This is a genomic window from Streptomyces sp. NPDC007189, assembly GCF_040703635.1.
Lineage (GTDB): Bacteria > Actinomycetota > Actinomycetes > Streptomycetales > Streptomycetaceae > Streptomyces.
The window spans coordinates 155,869-173,893 of record NZ_JBEYEY010000001.1; the positions used below are offsets into that span (position 1 = coordinate 155,869).

Annotated in this window: 17 protein-coding genes; 10 read left to right on the forward strand and 7 right to left on the reverse strand. The window is 71.9% G+C overall.

Features of this window, described 5'->3' with window-relative positions; translation table 11 throughout:
* The first annotated feature begins 76 nt into the window (after positions 1-76).
* Entirely contained in the window at positions 77-337 is a 261-nt protein-coding gene (locus AB0950_RS00705; RefSeq protein WP_360154614.1) for a hypothetical protein, read from the forward strand.
* 93 nt (positions 338-430) lie between these two features.
* Here the strand turns inward: AB0950_RS00705 and AB0950_RS00710 are convergent, their stop codons facing one another.
* A complete protein-coding gene (locus tag AB0950_RS00710) occupies positions 431-1,168 on the reverse strand; it encodes a ferritin-like fold-containing protein (RefSeq protein WP_360154611.1) in 738 nt (245 codons plus the stop codon).
* 406 nt (positions 1,169-1,574) lie between these two features.
* Here AB0950_RS00710 and AB0950_RS00715 point away from each other — a divergent pair, with 406 nt between their 5' ends.
* Positions 1,575-4,121, forward strand: coding sequence for a DEAD/DEAH box helicase (locus AB0950_RS00715; RefSeq protein WP_366777491.1), 2,547 nt, complete (start codon positions 1,575-1,577; stop codon positions 4,119-4,121).
* 962 nt (positions 4,122-5,083) lie between these two features.
* Positions 5,084-5,989 carry an alpha/beta hydrolase gene (locus AB0950_RS00720; RefSeq protein ID WP_366777492.1) on the forward strand — a complete coding sequence of 302 codons (906 nt, stop codon included), beginning with the start codon at positions 5,084-5,086 and terminating at the stop codon, positions 5,987-5,989.
* Positions 5,990-5,998: 9 nt separating this feature from the next.
* Here AB0950_RS00720 and AB0950_RS00725 read toward each other — a convergent pair whose 3' ends face one another.
* The gene (locus AB0950_RS00725; protein WP_360155266.1) at positions 5,999-6,904 is read right to left on the reverse strand and encodes an NYN domain-containing protein; all 906 of its coding nucleotides are present in this window, start codon (positions 6,902-6,904) and stop codon (positions 5,999-6,001) included.
* Between the two features lie 208 nt (positions 6,905-7,112).
* Here AB0950_RS00725 and AB0950_RS00730 point away from each other — a divergent pair, with 208 nt between their 5' ends.
* A complete protein-coding gene (locus AB0950_RS00730) occupies positions 7,113-7,265 on the forward strand; it encodes a hypothetical protein (protein WP_330337947.1) in 153 nt (50 codons plus the stop codon).
* A gap of 46 nt (positions 7,266-7,311) precedes the next feature.
* On the opposite strand, the gene AB0950_RS00735 is transcribed toward AB0950_RS00730, so the two are convergent.
* The 3 genes from AB0950_RS00735 to AB0950_RS00745 all read right to left on the reverse strand — a co-directional run bounded on the left by AB0950_RS00735 (position 7,312) and on the right by AB0950_RS00745 (position 9,665).
* Positions 7,312-7,917, reverse strand: coding sequence for a MarC family protein (locus AB0950_RS00735; protein WP_360154600.1), 606 nt, complete (start codon positions 7,915-7,917; stop codon positions 7,312-7,314).
* A 62-nt stretch (positions 7,918-7,979) separates the two neighbouring features.
* Complete coding sequence (locus AB0950_RS00740; protein ID WP_360154597.1) at positions 7,980-8,837, reverse strand: PHP domain-containing protein; 858 nt, start codon at positions 8,835-8,837, stop codon at positions 7,980-7,982.
* 186 nt (positions 8,838-9,023) lie between these two features.
* A complete protein-coding gene (locus tag AB0950_RS00745) occupies positions 9,024-9,665 on the reverse strand; it encodes a DUF6758 family protein (protein ID WP_360154594.1) in 642 nt (213 codons plus the stop codon).
* 147 nt (positions 9,666-9,812) lie between these two features.
* On the opposite strand from AB0950_RS00745, the gene AB0950_RS00750 reads away from it, so the two are divergent.
* Positions 9,813-11,012 carry an MFS transporter gene (locus AB0950_RS00750; protein WP_360154591.1) on the forward strand — a complete coding sequence of 400 codons (1,200 nt, stop codon included), beginning with the start codon at positions 9,813-9,815 and terminating at the stop codon, positions 11,010-11,012.
* Between the two features lie 41 nt (positions 11,013-11,053).
* Here AB0950_RS00750 and AB0950_RS00755 read toward each other — a convergent pair whose 3' ends face one another.
* On the reverse strand, positions 11,054-11,638 hold the full coding sequence (locus AB0950_RS00755) for a suppressor of fused domain protein (RefSeq protein WP_360154588.1): 585 nt from the start codon (positions 11,636-11,638) through the stop codon (positions 11,054-11,056).
* Between the two features lie 485 nt (positions 11,639-12,123).
* On the opposite strand from AB0950_RS00755, the gene AB0950_RS00760 reads away from it, so the two are divergent.
* Positions 12,124-13,248: a magnesium and cobalt transport protein CorA gene (locus tag AB0950_RS00760; protein ID WP_360154585.1), complete on the forward strand. Its 1,125-nt coding sequence runs from the start codon at positions 12,124-12,126 to the stop codon at positions 13,246-13,248.
* Between the two features lie 24 nt (positions 13,249-13,272).
* Positions 13,273-13,788, forward strand: coding sequence for a hypothetical protein (locus AB0950_RS00765; RefSeq protein ID WP_366777493.1), 516 nt, complete (start codon positions 13,273-13,275; stop codon positions 13,786-13,788).
* A gap of 145 nt (positions 13,789-13,933) precedes the next feature.
* On the opposite strand, the gene AB0950_RS00770 is transcribed toward AB0950_RS00765, so the two are convergent.
* Positions 13,934-14,683: a hypothetical protein gene (locus tag AB0950_RS00770; protein ID WP_360154579.1), complete on the reverse strand. Its 750-nt coding sequence runs from the start codon at positions 14,681-14,683 to the stop codon at positions 13,934-13,936.
* 238 nt (positions 14,684-14,921) lie between these two features.
* Here AB0950_RS00770 and AB0950_RS00775 point away from each other — a divergent pair, with 238 nt between their 5' ends.
* From AB0950_RS00775 to AB0950_RS00785, 3 genes are read left to right on the forward strand one after another with little or no spacing between them, the layout of a single operon-like run.
* Positions 14,922-16,223: a CBS domain-containing protein gene (locus AB0950_RS00775; RefSeq protein WP_360154576.1), complete on the forward strand. Its 1,302-nt coding sequence runs from the start codon at positions 14,922-14,924 to the stop codon at positions 16,221-16,223.
* Positions 16,207-16,818, forward strand: coding sequence for a DUF1003 domain-containing protein (locus AB0950_RS00780; RefSeq protein WP_360154573.1), 612 nt, complete (start codon positions 16,207-16,209; stop codon positions 16,816-16,818). The genes AB0950_RS00775 and AB0950_RS00780 overlap by 17 nt, the downstream gene beginning before the upstream one ends.
* Before the next feature lie 43 nt (positions 16,819-16,861).
* Positions 16,862-17,995 carry an Mrp/NBP35 family ATP-binding protein gene (locus tag AB0950_RS00785; protein WP_366777494.1) on the forward strand — a complete coding sequence of 378 codons (1,134 nt, stop codon included), beginning with the start codon at positions 16,862-16,864 and terminating at the stop codon, positions 17,993-17,995.
* Positions 17,996-18,025: the final 30 nt, after the last annotated feature.

Here is an 18,025-nt window from a genome sequence, read left to right on the forward strand (position 1 = left end):
AGGATTGAACTCCGCAGGTCACGGGTAGGACGCACGACGACCGTCAACGCAGACGCGCCGTGGGAGGGACCCGGAGATGATCCTGGAAGCACTCGGATCCGCTGTGCTCGGTCTCGTCCTCGCCTCGGCGGCGGCCTACCGTCTGTCCCACCGCCTGCCGACCCGCCCGCTGGTCCTGTGCACGGGCATCGCGGGCGCCCTGTTCGGCGACTTCGTCACCCACACCGCCCTCGGCCCCGGCGCCGCCTGGCTGAGCCTCCTGGGCGCCGCGATCATCTCGACGGCGTCCCTGTCGCTCCTGCTGCGCCCGCTCCGCCGACGATCATTGACGGCGTAGGCGAAGCCGAGCCGTCAGGGGCGTGGGGAACTGCGCGACCGGCCGAAACGGACCCGCAGCCGCGCAACTGACCCGCACCCGCCCCACAGAGCGCTACGCCGCCAAGCCCAGCGCAGCCATGCGCTTCGTGTGCGCCTCGGTGATCCGCGAGAACATCTTCCCGACCTCCGCGAGATCGAACCCGTCGGCGACGCCCCCCACGAGCATCGTCGACAGCGCGTCCCGGTCGGCGACCACCCGCTGGGACTGCGACAGGGCCTCGCCCATCAGCCGCCGTGCCCACAGCGCCAGCCGGCCGCCCACGCGCGGGTCGGCGTCGATGGCGGCGCGCACCTTCTCCACGGCGAACCCGGCGTGCCCGGTGTCGTCGAGGACGGCGAGGACCAGCTCGCGCGTGTCCGAGTCCAGGCGCGCCGCGACCTCGCGGTAGAAGTCGCTGGCGATCGAGTCGCCGACGTACGCCTTGACCAGGCCCTCCAGCCAGTCCGAGGGCGCGGTCTGCTTGTGGAAGCCGTCCAGCGCGGCCACGAACGGGTCCATCGCCGCCGTCGGCTCCTCGCCGATCTCGGTCAGCCGGTCCCGCAGCCGCTCGAAGTGGTGGAACTCGGCCGAGGCCATCTTCGCCAGCTCCGCCTTGTCCGCGAGGGTGGGCGCGAGCTTCGCGTCCTCCGCGAGCCGCTCGAACGCCGCGAGCTCGCCGTACGCGAGCGCGCCGAGCAGATCCACGACGGCGGCGCGGTACTGCGGGTCGGCGGAGGCCTGCGCCCAGTCCTTGGCGGCGACGCCGGTGGGTGCGGCGGACTCGTTCTCAGGCTTGTCAGAGCTAGTCATGAGGCGCACAATAGCCCGCTCGCGTGGCGCCGGAAGGCCCCGTCGGATCAGTGTGACCACCACGACGTGACCAAATCGGCCATCGCATGTGCGCGAATCCGGGGTATGGTGGTAATGCGCCTGCCAGAGTGCGTCGACGATGTTCGACGTCTCCGCACAGGCCGCACGTATGAGGATGCCCGGTCGGTGGCCCGATCGGCTCCGACCCGACAGCCCTCCGTGGCCGTACGGCACAGTCCGTGCGACGACCGGAGGGACACCCTCAGCGGTACGAGCGCTAGAGCGTCGGCAGAGGTCCCGTGTCATACGGCTTGCCTTGAGTGGCTCGCCCGTACGGCAGCCGACGTCCCCGGCACGGTCGCACATGACCCCCGCGCTCGCCTCGCGCCGCGCACACAGAAGAGGCATGACCCTGACTACCACATTTCGAGACCTCGGGATCCTTCCCGAGACCGCCGAGGCCCTGGAGGCCGTCGGCATCATCACTCCCTTCCCCATCCAGGAGATGACGCTCCCCGTCGCCCTTTCCGGCACGGACGTCATCGGCCAGGCCAAGACCGGCACCGGCAAGACGCTGGGCTTCGGTCTTCCGCTCCTGGAGCGCGTCACCGTCCCCGCCGACGTCGAGGCCGGACGCGCCGCCCCCGAGGCCCTCACCGACGCCCCGCAGGCCCTCGTCGTCGTCCCCACGCGTGAGCTGTGCACCCAGGTCACCAACGACCTGCTGACGGCCGGCAAGGTCCGTAACGTGCGCGTGCTGGCGATCTACGGCGGCCGGGCCTACGAGCCGCAGGTGGAGGCCCTGAAGAAGGGCGTCGACGTCGTCGTCGGCACCCCGGGCCGACTGCTCGACCTCGCAGGCCAGAAGAAGCTGAACCTGAAGCACGTCAAGTGCCTGGTCCTCGACGAGGCCGACGAGATGCTCGACCTGGGCTTCCTGCCCGACGTCGAGAAGATCATCGACATGCTGCCGGCCAAGCGGCAGACCATGCTGTTCTCGGCGACCATGCCGGGCGCGGTCATCGGCCTCGCCCGCCGCTACATGTCGCGGCCCACGCACATCCGCGCCACCGCGCCGGACGACGAGGGCGTGACGGTCGCGAACATCAAGCAGTTCGTCTACCGCGCGCACAACATGGACAAGCCCGAGATGGTCGCGCGCATCCTGCAGGCCGATGGCCGCGGACTGGCGATGATCTTCTGCCGGACCAAGCGCACGGCCGCCGACATCGCCGAGCAGCTCCAGCACCGCGGGTTCGCCGCCGGCGCGGTCCACGGCGACCTCGGCCAGGGCGCCCGCGAGCAGGCGCTGCGCGCCTTCCGCAACGGCAAGGTCGACGTGCTGGTCTGCACCGACGTGGCCGCGCGCGGCATCGACGTCGAGGGCGTCACCCACGTCATCAACTACCAGTCCCCCGAGGACGAGAAGACGTACCTGCACCGGGTCGGCCGTACGGGCCGCGCGGGCAACAAGGGTACGGCGATCACGTTCGTCGACTGGGACGACATCCCGCGCTGGCAGCTGATCAACAAGGCGCTGGAGCTGGACTTCAACGACCCGGTGGAGACGTACTCGAGCTCCCCGCACCTGTTCACCGACCTGGGCATCCCCGAGGGCACCAAGGGCATCCTGCCGCGCTCGGAGCGGACCCGTGCCGGTCTGGAGGCGGAGGAGCTCGAGGACCTCGGCGAGACCGGCGGGCGTGGCGCCCGCGGTCGCGCCCGTGGTGGCCGGGGCGAGCGGGACGCCCGTCCCGAGTCCGGCACCGGCGAGCGCGAGCGCGAGCGTACGGCCCGTACGCCGCGCCGGCGCCGCCGCACCCGCGGTGGGACCCCGCTCGACGCGACCGCGACCACCGCGGCGCCGGCCGCCGAGTCCGGCGCCGGCGAGGTCGCCGAGGAGGCCGGGGAGCAGCGCACCCTGCGCCGCCGTCGCCGCACGCGCGGCGGAGCGCCGGCCCAGCCGGTGACGGCCGCCGATGCCGCCGTGGAGACGGTGGACACGGCCGAGGGGCCGGCCCTGCTGGAGACCCCGGAGGCACCCGAGAAGCCGCGCCGCCGCCGCACCCGCAAGTCGGCGGAGCCGGCCGTGACCGAGACGGTCCCCGTCTCGGAGACGGCCCCTGTGGCCGCCGAGCCCCAGGCCGAGGCCGCCCCCGTGGAGGCCACGGAGGCCAAGCCGCGCCGTCGTACGCGCAAGACGGCCGAGCCGGCCGCCGAGACGGCCGTCGACACGGCCGAGGGCACGGAGACCAAGCCGCGCCGCACGCGGAAGACGGCAGCCGCCGTCACCGAGGCGGCCCCGGCGGAGGCGGAGGCGGAGGCGGAGGCGGAGGCGGAGACCAAGCCGCGCCGCACCCGCAAGAAGGCCGCCGCCGCACCGGAGACGACCGACGCCCCCGAGGCCGAGGCCAAGCCCCGCCGGACCCGCAAGACGGCAGCCGCCGCCGAGACGGCCGTGGACACCGCCGAAGGCACGGAAGCCAAGCCGCGCCGCACCCGGAAGGCAACCGCTGCTCCGGAGACGACGGAGGCCCCCGAAGCCGAGGCCAAGCCGCGCCGGACCCGCAAGACGGCAGCCGCCGCCGAGACGGCCGTGGACACCGCCGAAGGCACGGAAGCCAAGCCGCGCCGCACCCGGAAGACGGCAGCCGCCGCCACCGAGGCCGCCCCGGCGGACACGGAGGCCGAGGCCAAGCCGCGCCGGACGCGCAAGACGGCCGCCACCACCACGGAAGCGACCGAAGCCGAGGCCAAGCCCCGCCGCACGCGCAAGACGGCCGCTGCCGTCGTCGAGGCGGACGGGGACGGCGAGGTGGCCGCGCCCAAGGTGCGCCGGACCCGTAAGGCCGTCGCCGCGGAGATCCCGGCGCAGGCCAGCGAGGAGCCGGAGACCAAGCCGCGCCGTCGTACGCGTAAGGCGACGGCGGTCGTCGAGGCCGCAGAAGGCTGATCCGGCACACCGTCACCGACGGACGCACACGAGGGCCCGGTCCACTCACCAGGACCGGGCCCTCGCGTTTCCGTCCCCGTCCACGCATGCCCCTCCGGCGCCCCTGGCACCAGGCCCACTGCGTTTCCGACCCCGCCCGCACATCACCCCGCCCCGCCCCCAAAACCAGGCCCCCACGCATCACCGCACTCGCACCCCCGGACCCGGGCCCTCCGCATCTCCGCCCCCGCCCGCGCACCACCTCGTCCCGCACACCCGGGACCACCCTCGCGCCGCCGTCCCAGCCACGTATCGCCCCGCCCGCACCCCTGGCACCAGGCCCACTGCGTTTCCGGCCCCGCCCGCACATCACCCCGCCCGGCCCCCAAAACCAGGCCCCCACGCATCACCGCACTCGCACCCCCGGACCCGGGCCCTCCGCATCTCGGCCCCCGCCCGCGCACCGCCTCGTCCCGCACACCCGGAACCAGGCCCTCGCGCCGCCGCCCGCGCCCGCGCACCGCCTCGTCCCGGACCCTCCGGAATCAGGCCCTCGCGTCTCCGCCCCCGCCCGCGCACCGCCTCGTCCCGCACCCCCGGGACCAGGCCCTCGTGCCGCCACGTATCGCCCCGCCCGCGCCCCTGGCACCAGGCCCGCACATCACCGCACCCGCGCCCCCGGACCGGGCCCTCCGCGTCTCCGCCCCCGCCCACGCCGTCACCGACGGCCGCGCCCCCGGGACGAGGCCCGCACATCACCCCGCCCGCACCCCCGAGACCAGGCCCCCGCGGCCACCGTCCCCACCCACGCACCGCTCCACCCGCACCCCCGGGACCAGACCCCCGCGGCCACCGTCCCCACCCACGCACCGCTCCACCCGCATCCCCGAGACCAGGACCTCTGCGACTGCGTCCCCGCCCCCTCCGTCCCTCCCCCTCCCCACGCTCCGGCAGCTCCCTGCATCGCCCGATAACCTCTCCCCATGAGCAGGCCCGCCACCTTCGTCCCGCCTTCGGGTGCCCGTGCGTACTTTTTGCGGACCGTGCGGGGGGAGTTCGCCGTCGTGGACGCTCCCGTGGCCGACGGGGTCGAGCCGCGTGGGGTGGCGCTGTTGCTGCCGGGGTTCACCGGGAGCAAGGAGGACTTCAATCCGCTGCATGTGCCGCTCGCGCGGCGCGGGTACCGGACGGTGGCCGTCGACGGGCGCGGCCAGTACGAGTCGGACGGGCCCGAGACCGACGAATCGGCGTACGCGCAGGAGGAGTTGGCGCGGGACGTGCTGGCGCAGGCGGAGGCGCTCGGGGAGCCGGTGCATCTGCTCGGGCACTCGCTCGGCGGGCAGATCGCACGGGCGGCCGTACTGCTCGACCACGCGCCCTTCCGTTCACTCACCCTCATGTCCTCCGGCCCCGCGCAGATCTCGGAGCCCCAGCAGCAGCGGGTGAAGCTGCTGCGGGACGCGCTCGCGGTGATGGGCATGGCGGAGGTGTGGGAGGCGATCCAGGCGATGGAGGCGCCGGAGGACACCGTGACGCACGCGCTCGACAGCGGGCTGGACGACCGGGACGACCTGCGGCGCCGTTGGCTGGGCACCAAGCCCGCCCAACTGATCGCCACCGGGCGCCAGTTGTGCACGGAACCGGACCGCGTGGCGGAACTGGCCACCGTACCGCTGCCGTTGCACGTCCTGTCCGGCGCGCGGGACGACACCTGGCCGCTGCCCCTGCTGGACGGCATGGCGGCACGGCTCGGCGCACGCCGGACGGTGATCGACGGCGCCGAGCACTCCCCCAACACCGACCAGCCCCTCGCCACGGCCCAGGCCCTCGCCGACTTCTGGGACGACACCGAGAGCGGGACCAGGAGCGGGACCAGCGAACAGCGCTAGTACTCGCTTCTAGAACTGCGCCTGCAGATGCTCCCAGAAGCCGTCCCTGAGCGCGCGGCGCAGGTCCGCCTGGCCGCGCAGGGAGTACTGGAGCAGGCCCTCGGCCTCGACCAGCAGGTCCTGGTCGACCGAGCCGGGCAGATAGGGGTGGCCGGGGAGCAGTTCGACCAGGGTCTCGCGGCCCCGGGAGACCAGCCACTTCGCGGCGATCTGCGCGCCGACGAAACGGACGTCGTCGCGGGTGGGGCGGGCGCCGGCGGCGGCGTCGTAGGCGGCGGCCGTGCGGCGGGAGACGTACGGCTTGAAGAACTCCAGGTCGAGGGTGCGCTGGCTGTCGACCTCCCAGAGCAGCGGCTCGGCCTGGTTGCGGCCCTCGGGCGCCTCGATGCCCCACAGGTGGACCCGGGCGCCGTAGCCCTGCGCGGCTTCGACCGCCGAGACCAGGTCCTCGTCGCCGCCGAGCAGGGCGGCGTCGCTGATCGCGCGGTGCCGCGCCAGTGATTCGAGGTCGCCGCGGATCAGCGAGTCGACGCCCTTCTGCTGGTTGTTGGCGTTGAGGTTGCCCAGACGGACCTTGACGTCGGGGAGTTCGGCGATGCTCTGCTGCTCGGCGGTGTGGATGCGGCGGCGGGCGCCGTCGTACCAGTACACGCGCAGCAGGCGGCTGTCGGCGAAGACCTGGCGGGCCCGGTCGATGAGCGCGTCGATCAGTCCCTCGGCGTCGAGGTCGAAGGCCCGGCGGTCCTCGGTGCCCGCGACCAGCCGGCCCGCGGCCGCGTACAGATACCCGGCGTCGACGAAGATCGCGTGGGTCGAGGGCGTCTTCGCCACCTCGGCGAGCATGCGTTCGAGCAGCTCGTTCGTGTGGTCGATGCGGGCGCCCAGGGCGGCCAGGTCGTCGTTCATCGCCCCCATTGTCCCGGCGGTCACGCTGTGAACACAACCGCTCCCGGTCGGTCCCCCGTCCGTCCGCTTACCCGTCAGTCATTAGACGTTCGAAAAATTTATTTAGCGTAGGGAATGTTTGTAACAAGCAGCACGTTGACTCTCTACGAGACCGGGGACACGTCCGGTCCGCCAAGTAGTTCTCCTCAGGAGGATGACCAGACGAAGGGAGAAGCCTGTGCGCTTCGAAATCATGCGACTCGACGAGGTCGACGGCACCACCGTGGACAGCACCGTCGTGGACGCCGCCTCCGTCAACCGGATCGTTCAGCAGGCCGCCGCCATCGGGCAGCGCCTGTGGATCCGCCCGGCCGAGACCCCGGCCTCGTAACGGGGACGTCACACTCAAGCTTTCCGGGGGAGCCGAGACGACGCGCTCAGCTCCCCCGGATCACCTGAGTGATCCCGTTGATGATCTGCTGGACGGCGATCGCGGAGAGCATCATGCCCGCGAGCCGCGTCACCAGCACCACACCGCCGTCCTTGATGACCCGGATGATCAGCAGCGAGTAACGCATCACCAGCCACAGCACGACGTGGATCGCGAGGATCGCGGTCCACACCGATATCTGCGTGGACACGCTGTCCGCCTTCTGCACGGCCAGGATCACGGACACGATCGCGCCCGGCCCGGCCAGCAGCGGCATGCCCAGCGGTACGAGCGCCACGTTCACGTCCTTGGTCTGCTTCGGCTCGTCGGTCTTGCCGGTGAGCAGGTCCAGCGCGATCAGCAGGAGCAGCAGACCGCCCGCGATCATCAGCGCGGGCACGGAGACGTGCAGGTAGTCGAGGATCTGGTGCCCCAGGACGCCGAACGTGGCGATGACCCCGCCCGCGACGCACACGGCCTGGAAGGCCATCCGCTTCTGCACCTTGGCCGGACGGCCGGCGGTCAGGGCGAGGAAGATCGGGGTGATCCCAGGGGGATCCATGATGACAAAAAGGGTCAGGAACAGGGAGCCGAAGACGGCGATGTCGAACATGGGGGAAGTACTGGCCTTGCTGAAAAGGGTGAACTACGGGCGCGGGAGGGCCGCCGAGGGCCTCAGGCTCCGCCGGTGCCCGGGACGGGGAACGCCCCGGTCGCCCGCCGTGTGATCTCCCCGTACACCTCGGGGTCGGTCGTGTACGCGCCCAGCGCGACGTCCTTGCGGCTGCCGTGGTAGTCCGAGGAGCCCGTGACCAGCAGGTCCAGGTCCTTCGCCAGGCCGCGCAGCCGGTCGCGGGCGTCGGCGTCGTGGTCCATGTGGTCGACCTCGATGCCGTCCAGGCCGGCCTCGGCCATCTCCGCGATGCGCGCCTCGGGGACCGTACGCCCGCGCTTGGCGGCTGCCGGGTGCGCGAACACGCAGACTCCGCCCGCGTTCTTGACCAGCCGGATCGCCTCGAAGGGGTCGGTCTCGTGCTTCTCCACGTAGGCCCGGCCGCCGTCCGCCAGCCACTCCTCGGTGAACGCGTCGCTCACCGTCGGTACGACGCCCAGCTCGACCAGCGCGGTCGCGACATGCGGGCGCCCCACGGAACCGCCGGCCGCGATCCGCTCGACCTGCTCCCAGGTGACCGGCACGCCCAGCGCGTTCAGCTTGGCGACCATGCCCTTGGCCCGCGGCACCCGGTCGTCGCGCACCAGCTCGCGCTCGGCGAGCAGGGCGGGCTCCTCGGGGTCGAAGAGGTAGGCCAGCATGTGCATGGAGATGCCGTCGACGCGACAGGACAACTCGGCACCGGTGACCAGCGTCAGCCCCTCGGGCAGCGCACCGATGGCCTCGGCATACCCACGAGTGGTGTCGTGATCGGTCAGCGCCACGACGTCCAGCCCGGCAGCCCGCGCCTTGCGCACCAGCTCAGCCGGCGTGTCCGTACCGTCGGAGGCCGTGGAGTGACAGTGCAGATCGATACGCACACAGACTCCAGGCAACGACGGGCGGAAGGGGACACCTAAGGATACCGGTGTTTCGCAGCCGCCTGTCACACCCGAACCCCGCAAGCACCCTTTACTGCAACCCCCTAAGGGGCGCGGGGAACTGCGCGAGCAACCCACCACGCACCCGCACCCGCCAACGGCGAGAACCCGGCACCCCAGTGGGCCCTACGGCCGAAGCAAGCGCGGCGACAACGCTCCGCACGGCACCAGATCCAGCTCCGCCCCCGCGTCCCGCAGATCCGTCAGCACCAGCTCGTCGTACATGAGCAGGGCGGCCTGCTCGGGCCAGATCACCGCCCACAGCCACATGCCGAGCGCCTCGCCGGCGAAGACGGCCCGGTCGTCGGGGGTGCGGTAGACGTGCCAGAGCGGGGTCGGGCGACCCGCGGCCAGCACCTTGGCCTGGGGCGGCTTCTCCACGTTCATGTACGACCCCGGGTCCGGGCCGTCGATGCCCGCGTACCGCGCGCCGAGGCCGACGCCGAGTTCCTCGGCGACGAGGATGAGTTCACCGGGACCGCCGAGCGGGCCGGGTCCGGAGCAGGCGACGGCGGTCGCGCGGCCGCCGCTGCGGTCGTCGCCCGCGTAGGCCACGCCCGTGAAGAGCCAGCCGACCGGCAGCGGCCAGGGCATCCACAGCGGAACGTGCGTGCGGTGCACGACCGCAGCGAGGGCCTCGACGCTGGGCGGGATCACGGGCTGCAGCGGATACACCGGACCGTGCACGTCGCACTGCCACGCGTCGGCGAAGAGACCGGGCGCCCTGACCCGGCCACCGCACCTCGGGCAACTGGGTTCGCCCCTCATAGGGCTCCACGGTCCTACCCCGGCCCGCCCACGTCAAGGACGATCACCCGTCCGGAGGGAACGGGTCTTCCAGGACCGAACGGATCCCCAATCGATGTAGATTACACTTATTAGCCGAGCTAACTTGTTGGAGAGAGCGGAGAGAACATGGAACTCCTGCGGCAGCCCAAGGCTGTCTGGGCCACGGCCGGCGCCTCCGTCGTCGCCTTCATGGGCATCGGCCTGGTCGACCCGATCCTGCCGTCCATCGCGCAGGGCCTGCACGCCACCCCCAGCCAGGTGTCCCTGCTCTTCACCTCGTACTTCCTGATCACCGCGGTCGCGATGCTGCTGACCGGCTTCGTCTCCAGCCGCATCGGGGGCCGCAGGACGCTGCTGCTCGGCCTCGCCTTCGTGGTCGTCTTCGCGGGTCTGGCCGGCACCTCGGGCAGCGTCGGCCAGCTGGTCGGCTTCCGGGCGGGCTGGGGGCTCGGCAACGCACTGTTCGTCTCCACCGCGCTCGCGGTGATCGTCGGCGCGGCGGCCGGCGGCAGCGCGGCGGCGATCCTGCTCTACGAGTCCGCGCTCGGCCTCGGCATGGCCTGCGGCCCGCTGCTCGGCGCGGTCCTCGGCAACATGAGCTGGCGCTACCCCTTCTTCGGCACGGCCACGCTGATGGCGATCGGCTTCCTGTGCATCACGGCGTTCCTCAAGGAGCAGCCGAAGCCGGCCCGGAGGACCTCGGTGCTGGACCCGGTCAGGGCGCTCGGCCACGGCGGCCTCGCCTCGGCGGCGGTCTCGGCGTTCTTCTACAACTACACGTTCTTCACGGTGCTGGCCTTCACGCCGTTCGTGCTGAACATGACCCCGTACCGCTCCGGCGCGGTGTTCTTCGCCTGGGGTGTGCTGCTGGCTGTCTTCTCCGTGATCGTGGCGCCGCGCATGCAGGAGCGGTTCGGCTCGCTGAAGGTGCTCGGCGGCTCGCTGGTGCTGCTCGCCGCGGACGTCCTGGTCCTCGGCTACGGCGACCACACCGCCGCGATCGTCTGCACGGTCCTGTCCGGCGCCTTCATCGGCGTGAACAACACCGTCTACACCGAGCTGGCCCTCGGCGTGTCGGACGCCCCGCGCCCGGTGGCCAGCGCGGGCTACAACTTCGTCCGCTGGTTCGCGGCCGCCGCCGCGCCCTACTTCGCGCCGAAGCTCGAGGAGTGGAGCGACATCCACGTGCCGTTCCTGGTGGCGGCGGTCACCGCGCTGCTGGGCGCGCTCGTGGTGGTCGTACGGCGCCGGGCCCTGACCCACGAGGCGGCCGCGCACGCGACGGCGCACGCCACCGAGGACTCGGTCACCGTCTTCGCCAACTGACCGGTCAGGCGCTCGCGTTGGTGAGATCGGTCACGGCCGGATCAGTCGAGCGGGACGGACCGGCGGACCGGGTCGCGCAGGTCCGTGCCGTTGCTCAGCCAGCGCTCCTGGAGGGCCTGGGCGCCGTGCACCCGCTTCCAGGCGGCCTCGTTCGGGGTCATCGGCAGCAGCGGCAGGAACCGTACGGGCTCCATCGGCTCCTCCAGCTCCAGATCCTCCACCAGGCCGCCGGGCTCGCCCACCAGGACCGAGGTGAAGGGGGCGCCGGGCCACAGCGGCTCACCCACGTCCAGGGAGGCGCCCGGGGTCACGATCACGCCCTCCACCTGCGGGGACGCGGCCAGCACGGCCAGCGGGCGCAGCACCTTGTCGGTGTCGGCGCCGCCCGCGCGGACGGAGAGGACCAGCTCGGCGCGGGGGCCCCTGACCGGGTCGGCGAGCATCGCGGCGGGGTCGGTCATGGGGTGCGCGGACATGCCGAGGGTGGCGTACCTGAGGACGTCCCCCTCCTGGAACCGGAGCACCTCGACGCGGTCCGTGCCGAGGAAGGTGACGGCGGCGCGCGCGTCCGGCTCGCCCAGCGCCGTGGTCAGCCGTGCCTCGACCAGGGGAAGAACATCAACCATGCGGTGAGCATAGAACTCGTCAGTAGCGGGCAAAGCAGCGCCTTGACACTTCGGGCGGCTGCTACGCTGAGCCGGTGGTTCGGGACAGCATGCCGAGCATGCCGTCAAGTCCCGGCACCTGAGACTCCCTTACGAGGGACCGGCCGGAGGAGGTGGGGCTGTCATGGATCGAAGTCGACCGTGCAGTACCACTCGCTCTTCCGCCCGCTGATGTAGTCACTGGCTGGTTTCTGGCTGGCTGCTGCTGCCTTCCCGTGCGTGTCGCCCTTCGGAAGAGCACGTCGTACCGCTTTGCCCGGTCCGTCTGATCGTGTGATCCGCCGGATCGCCACAGTTCTGCATCAGTAGCGAAGTCGCCACCGCGACGGTGCGGTGCTCCCCGCTTTGTGGACGTGCCAAACATCCCGCAGTCAGGACGTCCCCATTCCGGGTAGTTCCAGCCGTCGCCCGCGGTCTTTCGCTGCCTGTCGCGAAGGAGCCTGCCCATGTCGATGATCCGTGATCTGCGCGCCGTGGTCCGTCCGTCCCGCGTCTCGCTGCGCAAGGAGACCGGCCCGTCGTCGTACGACACCACCCGCGACCCCGCCACGTCCTCGGCCGTCGTGGACTGCGCCGTCTACCGGGACGGCCGGCGGATGACGAGCGCGGGGCCGCTCAGCCCGCAGGAGGCGATGCGGCTGGTGCGGCGCGACGGCGGCTTCGTGTGGATCGGCCTGCACGAGCCGACCGAGGCCGAATTCGCCGGTATCGCGACCGAGTTCGGGTTGCACCCGCTGGCGGTGGAGGACGCGGTGCAGGCGCACCAGCGGCCCAAGCTGGAGCGCTACGACGACTCGCTGTTCACCGTCTTCAAGACCATCCACTACGTCGAGCACGACCGGCTCACCGCCAACAGCGAGGTCGTCGAGACCGGCGAGGTCATGTGCTTCACCGGCCGGGACTTCTTCATCACCGTCCGGCACGGCGGCAAGGGCTCGCTGCGGGCGCTGCGGCACCGGCTGCAGGACGACCCGGAGCTGCTCGCCAAGGGCCCCTCGGCCGTGCTGCACGCCATCGCCGACCATGTCGTGGACGGCTACATCGCGGTCGCCGACGCCGTGCAGGACGACATCGACGAGGTGGAGACCGAGGTCTTCTCCCCGGGCCGCAAGGGCGGGGTGTCCCGCGGTGTGGACTCGGCGCGGATCTACCAGCTCAAGCGCGAGGTGCTGGAGTTCAAGCGCGCGGTGGCGCCGCTGCTGCGGCCCATGCAGCTGCTGAGCGAGCGGCCGATGCGGCTGATCGACCCGGACATCCAGAAGTACTTCCGGGACGTCGCCGACCACCTCGCCCGGGTCCAGGAGCAGGTGCTGGGCTTCGACGAGCTCCTCAACTCCATCCTCCAGGCGAACCTGGCGCAGGCGTCCGTCGCGCAGAACGAGGACATGCGCAAGATCACAGCCTGGGCCGCGATCATCGCCGTGCCGACGATGGTGACCGGTGTGTACGGCATGAACTTCGACCACATGCCGGAGCTGCACTGGAAGTACGGCTATCCGCTGGTTCTGAGCGTCACCGTCGCCATGTGTGTGGGCATCCACCGGGTGCTCAAGCGCAACGGCTGGCTGTGACCGGGCGCTGGATAGGCTGGGCACATGACACGTGAGCTGCTCGACCGGGCCCTCATCGAGGAGGCCTCGAAGAAGTCCGGCCTCGTCTGGGTGAAAGGCGCGGGCGCCGCTGCCGCGCGGGCGCTGTGGCACGTGTGGCACGAGGGCGCGGTGTGCCTGGTCGGCGACGGGTCCGGTGAGCAGCCTCTCGAGGGGCTGGTCGACGGCGGAACCGCCGAGGTCACCGTGCGCAGCAAGGACAAGGGCGGCCGGCTGGTGACGTTTCCGGCGACCGTCTCCGAGCCGGCCCCCGGCTCCGAGCAGTGGGAGGCGGCCGTCGCCGAGCTGAAGGGCAAGCGCCTGAACGCTCCCGACGGCGAGCAGATGCCGGCCCGCTGGGCCCGCGAGTGCCGGGTGCTGCGCCTGACTCCGGCCGGGGCCCTGGCGCCGTTGCCTTCCGGCAGCCTGGCTCAGCCGCCGGTTCCGACGCCGGCGACCACGCGCATGCCGATCCCGGCGGGCCTGCCGCGGCTGCTTGCGAAGCGGCGGAAACGAAAGTAGCGGCGGGGACCGGTCCCGGTTCGGCACCGGCGCCCTCTGATTCCCCGCCACCCCTTCTCCGCAGCAACGGTGATCGGCCACGGCGGCGGTGATCGGCGGTGCCGGTCCCTGCGCGGCCCCCGCGTGAGTGGACCCGCCTGAAGGACTAGGACGCCGGGAGCTGCCGGCCGTAGTCCACGGTCTGGCCCTTCGCCGGCTCGGTCACGGCGAAGTCCTTGCCCCAGTCGGTGAAGCTCAGGGTGCCCGCGCCGCCCGCGCGGACCAGGCGGAGCGGATAGGGGGTGCCCTCCAGGGAGACGTCGAGGCTGCCGCCGGAGCCCTTGTCGCCGGTGATGCGGATGGTGCGGGTACCCGCGTCGTCGTGGTGCCCGTCCGTCGCCAGCGAACCGTGCAGTGTGAGCAGTCCGTCGAGGAGGACGTCCTTGTCCGTGAAGCCGCTGAACTTCTTGTACGCGGGGTCGCCCTGCGGCACCTTGACGTACTTGCCGTCCAGCTTGCCCGCCGCGTCGTCGCCGCCGTCCTTGCCGTCGGCCTCCTTCCAGAAGTCCGCGTCGGCCTTCAGATACAGCTGCCTGCCCACCCGCAGCAGCTTGAAGGTCGCCCCCTTCGACGTCACCGACCCGGTGCCGCCGTCGTCCTTGAGCCGCATGTCCAGCGTGTACGTACGGCCGCTGGTGACGACCGTGCCGGACAGCCGTACCGCCGATGCCGCCGACGCCGCGGCCCGCGTCTTCGCCTGGATCCTGTCGGGGGGCAGCTTGCCCACGCCGTTCGTCCCCGCGTCCGGATCCTCGCCGCCGCACCCGGTGAGCACCGACGCGCCCGCGACGGCGCCGGCGCAGATCGCGGCCACCAGCGCGGCCCGGCGGGTACGGCCCTGGGGAGTCGCAGTCACAGGTGGGGTCGCCTTTCTGACGGTTCCTGAGCGGTGGACCGCAGCGTACCGGTGCCTCGGCCGCCCGGCGGAGCGAGTCCGTCCGGACCCGCCACCAGGGCGTATCCGACCGGTACGGGCTAGCCTGAAGCGCACCCGAGCGGGCAAATCCGAGCAATTCACTGATCAATTCACAAAGAGAGCGGAACACCCGAACACTGGGCGATTCGCAGGCCACATCAGCAGAGGAAGCAGAGCCATGGCAGCCGGCGCCCCCCGGATCTTCGTCTCGCACCTCGCCGGGGTCCCCGTCTTCGACCCGAGCGGCGACCAGGTGGGCCGTGTGCGCGACCTGGTCGTGATGCTGCGCGTGGGCCGCAGGCCCCCACGGCTGCTCGGCCTGGTCGTCGAACTGGCCACCCGGCGCCGCATCTTCCTGCCCATGACCCGGGTCACCGGCATCGAGTCCGGACAGGTCATCACCACCGGCGTGATGAACGTCCGGCGCTTCGAGCAGCGGCCCACCGAGCGGCTGGTCTTCGGCGAGCTGCTGGACCGGCGGGTGACGCTGGTGGAGACCGGCGAGGAAGTGACCGTCCTCGACGTGTCCGTGCAGCAGCTGCCCGCCCGCCGCGACTGGGAGGTCGACCGCGTCTTCGTCCGCAAGGGACGCAAGGGCGGGGCCTTCCGGCGCGCCAAGGGCGAGACGCTGACCGCGGAGTGGTCGGCCGTCACCGGCTTCTCCCTGGAGGAGCACGGCCAGGGCGCCGAGAGCCTGCTCGCCACGTTCGAGCAGCTGCGCCCCGCCGACCTCGCCAACGTGCTGCACCACCTCTCCCCCAAGCGGCGCGCCGAGGTGGCCGCCGCGCTGGACGACGACCGCCTGGCCGACGTGCTCGAGGAGCTGCCGGAGGACGACCAGATCGAGATCCTCGGCAAGCTGAAGGAGGAGCGCGCGGCGGACGTCCTGGAGGCCATGGACCCCGACGACGCGGCCGACCTGCTCGGCGAGCTGCCCGAGGAGGACAAGGAGCGGCTGCTGAGCCTGATGCAGCCGTCCGACGCGGCCGACATGCGCCGTCTGATGTCGTACGAGGAGCACACGGCCGGCGGTCTGATGACCACCGAGCCGATCGTGCTGCGCCCGGACGCCACCGTCGCCGACGCCCTCGCCCGGGTCCGCAACCCCGACCTGTCCCCGGCGCTCGCCGCCCAGGTCTACGTCTGCCGGCCGCCGGACGAGACGCCGACCGGCAAGTACCTGGGCACGGTCCACTTCCAGCGGCTGCTGCGCGAGCCGCCGTACAACCTGGTCAGCTCCATCGTCGACACCGACCTGCAGCCGCTGGCGCCGGGCGCGGCGCTGCGCCTGATCGCCGGGTTCTTCGCCACGTACGACATGGTCGCCGCGCCCGTGGTGGACGAGTCCGGGGCGCTGCTCGGCGCGGTCACCGTGGACGACGTGCTGGACCACATGCTCCCCGAGGACTGGCGGGAGACGGAGTTCCACCTGGACGACGAGAACAACGAGGGGGTGGGCAGCCATGGCTCCCGAGCGTGACACCGCGACCCGTGAACGCCACCCCGTGGGGGCCACGGCCGCCACCCGGCCCCGCGCCCGGCTGGACCAGCCGCGCCCGCCGCGCCGCCGGGTGCTGCCCGAGTGGGACCCGGAGGCCTTCGGCCGGCTGTCGGAGCGCATCGCCCGCTTCCTGGGCACGGGGCGCTTCATCGTCTGGATGACGGTCGTCATCTTCGTGTGGCTGACGTGGAACATCACCGTGCCCAGCCATCTGCGGTTCGACCCGTACCCGTTCATCTTCCTGACGCTGGTGCTGTCCCTGCAGGCCTCCTACGCCGCGCCGCTGATCCTGCTCGCGCAGAACCGGCAGGACGACCGCGACCGGGTCAACCTGGAGCAGGACCGCAAGCAGAACGAGCGGTCCATCGCCGACACCGAGTACCTGACCCGGGAGATCGCCTCGCTGCGGCTGGGCCTCGGCGAGGTCGCGACCCGCGACTGGATCCGCTCCGAGCTGCAGGACCTGGTCAAGGAGCTGGACGAGCGGCGACGGCACGACGGGCATCCCGGCCATGTCGTATTCCCGGCAGAACGGTCGGAACGTTCTCCGGGACGTGACACAGACGACCGCTGAGGGGCATCCCGGACGCCCCTCGGCGCGCCGTACCATCGTTCTCATGGCTACGGAAGACGCGGTGCGCAAGGCACTGGCGACGGTGAACGACCCCGAGATCAACCGCCCCATCACCGAACTGGGGATGGTCAAATCGGTGGAGATCGGGCAGGACGGCGCGGTCGCGGTCACCGTGTACCTGACGGTCTCCGGCTGCCCCATGCGCGAGACCATCACCCAGCGCGTCACCGAGGCGGTCTCCCGGGTCGAGGGCGTCACCCGCGTCGACGTCACCCTCGACGTGATGAGCGACGAGCAGCGCAGGGAGCTGGCTTCGGCGCTGCGCGGCGGCCAGGCCGAGCGCGAGGTCCCCTTCGCCAAGCCCGGCAACCTCACCCGCGTCTACGCGGTCGCCTCCGGCAAGGGCGGCGTCGGCAAGTCCTCGGTGACGGTCAACCTGGCGGCGGCGATGGCCGCCGACGGCCTGAAGGTCGGTGTCGTGGACGCCGACATCTACGGCCACTCGGTGCCGCGCATGCTGGGCGCCGACGGCCGTCCCACGCAGGTCGAGAACATGATCATGCCGCCGTCCGCGAACGGCGTGAAGGTCATCTCCATCGGCATGTTCACCCCGGGCAACGCCCCGGTCGTCTGGCGCGGCCCGATGCTGCACCGGGCCCTGCAGCAGTTCCTCGCGGACGTGTACTGGGGCGACCTGGACGTCCTCCTGCTGGACCTGCCGCCCGGCACCGGCGACATCGCGATCTCCGTCGCCCAGCTGGTCCCGAACGCCGAGATCCTGGTCGTGACGACCCCGCAGCAGGCGGCGGCCGAGGTGGCCGAGCGCGCGGGCTCCATCGCCGTGCAGACCCACCAGAAGATCGTCGGCGTGGTCGAGAACATGTCCGGCCTGCCCTGCCCGCACTGCGGCGAGATGGTCGACGTCTTCGGCACGGGCGGCGGCCAGCTGGTCGCCGACGGCCTGACCCGTACGACCGGTACGACGGTCCCCGTCCTCGGCAACATCCCGATCGACGTCCGCCTCCGCGAGGGCGGCGACGAGGGCAAGCCGGTCGTCCTCACCGACCCGGACTCCCCGGCGGGCAGCGCCCTGAAGGCGATCGCCGGGAAGCTGGGCGGCCGGCAGCGGGGCCTGTCGGGGCTGTCGCTGGGCATCACGCCGAAGAACAAGTTCTGAGGACTCCTCGAAGACCCCGACGACGAAGGG

Excerpts from the sequence above, each read along its gene's own strand:
- AB0950_RS00705 (WP_360154614.1), top strand. The coding sequence starts at position 77 with ATGATCCTGGAAGCACTCGGATCCGCTGTGCTCGGTCTCGTCCTCGCC.
- AB0950_RS00710 (WP_360154611.1), bottom strand. The coding sequence starts at position 1,168 with ATGACTAGCTCTGACAAGCCTGAGAACGAGTCCGCCGCACCCACCGGC.
- AB0950_RS00715 (WP_366777491.1), top strand. The coding sequence starts at position 1,575 with ATGACCCTGACTACCACATTTCGAGACCTCGGGATCCTTCCCGAGACC.
- AB0950_RS00720 (WP_366777492.1), top strand. The coding sequence starts at position 5,084 with ATGAGCAGGCCCGCCACCTTCGTCCCGCCTTCGGGTGCCCGTGCGTAC.
- AB0950_RS00725 (WP_360155266.1), bottom strand. The coding sequence starts at position 6,904 with ATGGGGGCGATGAACGACGACCTGGCCGCCCTGGGCGCCCGCATCGAC.
- AB0950_RS00735 (WP_360154600.1), bottom strand. The coding sequence starts at position 7,917 with ATGTTCGACATCGCCGTCTTCGGCTCCCTGTTCCTGACCCTTTTTGTC.
- AB0950_RS00745 (WP_360154594.1), bottom strand. The coding sequence starts at position 9,665 with ATGAGGGGCGAACCCAGTTGCCCGAGGTGCGGTGGCCGGGTCAGGGCG.
- AB0950_RS00750 (WP_360154591.1), top strand. The coding sequence starts at position 9,813 with ATGGAACTCCTGCGGCAGCCCAAGGCTGTCTGGGCCACGGCCGGCGCC.
- AB0950_RS00755 (WP_360154588.1), bottom strand. The coding sequence starts at position 11,638 with ATGGTTGATGTTCTTCCCCTGGTCGAGGCACGGCTGACCACGGCGCTG.
- AB0950_RS00760 (WP_360154585.1), top strand. The coding sequence starts at position 12,124 with ATGTCGATGATCCGTGATCTGCGCGCCGTGGTCCGTCCGTCCCGCGTC.
- AB0950_RS00765 (WP_366777493.1), top strand. The coding sequence starts at position 13,273 with ATGACACGTGAGCTGCTCGACCGGGCCCTCATCGAGGAGGCCTCGAAG.
- AB0950_RS00775 (WP_360154576.1), top strand. The coding sequence starts at position 14,922 with ATGGCAGCCGGCGCCCCCCGGATCTTCGTCTCGCACCTCGCCGGGGTC.
- AB0950_RS00780 (WP_360154573.1), top strand. The coding sequence starts at position 16,207 with ATGGCTCCCGAGCGTGACACCGCGACCCGTGAACGCCACCCCGTGGGG.
- AB0950_RS00785 (WP_366777494.1), top strand. The coding sequence starts at position 16,862 with ATGGCTACGGAAGACGCGGTGCGCAAGGCACTGGCGACGGTGAACGAC.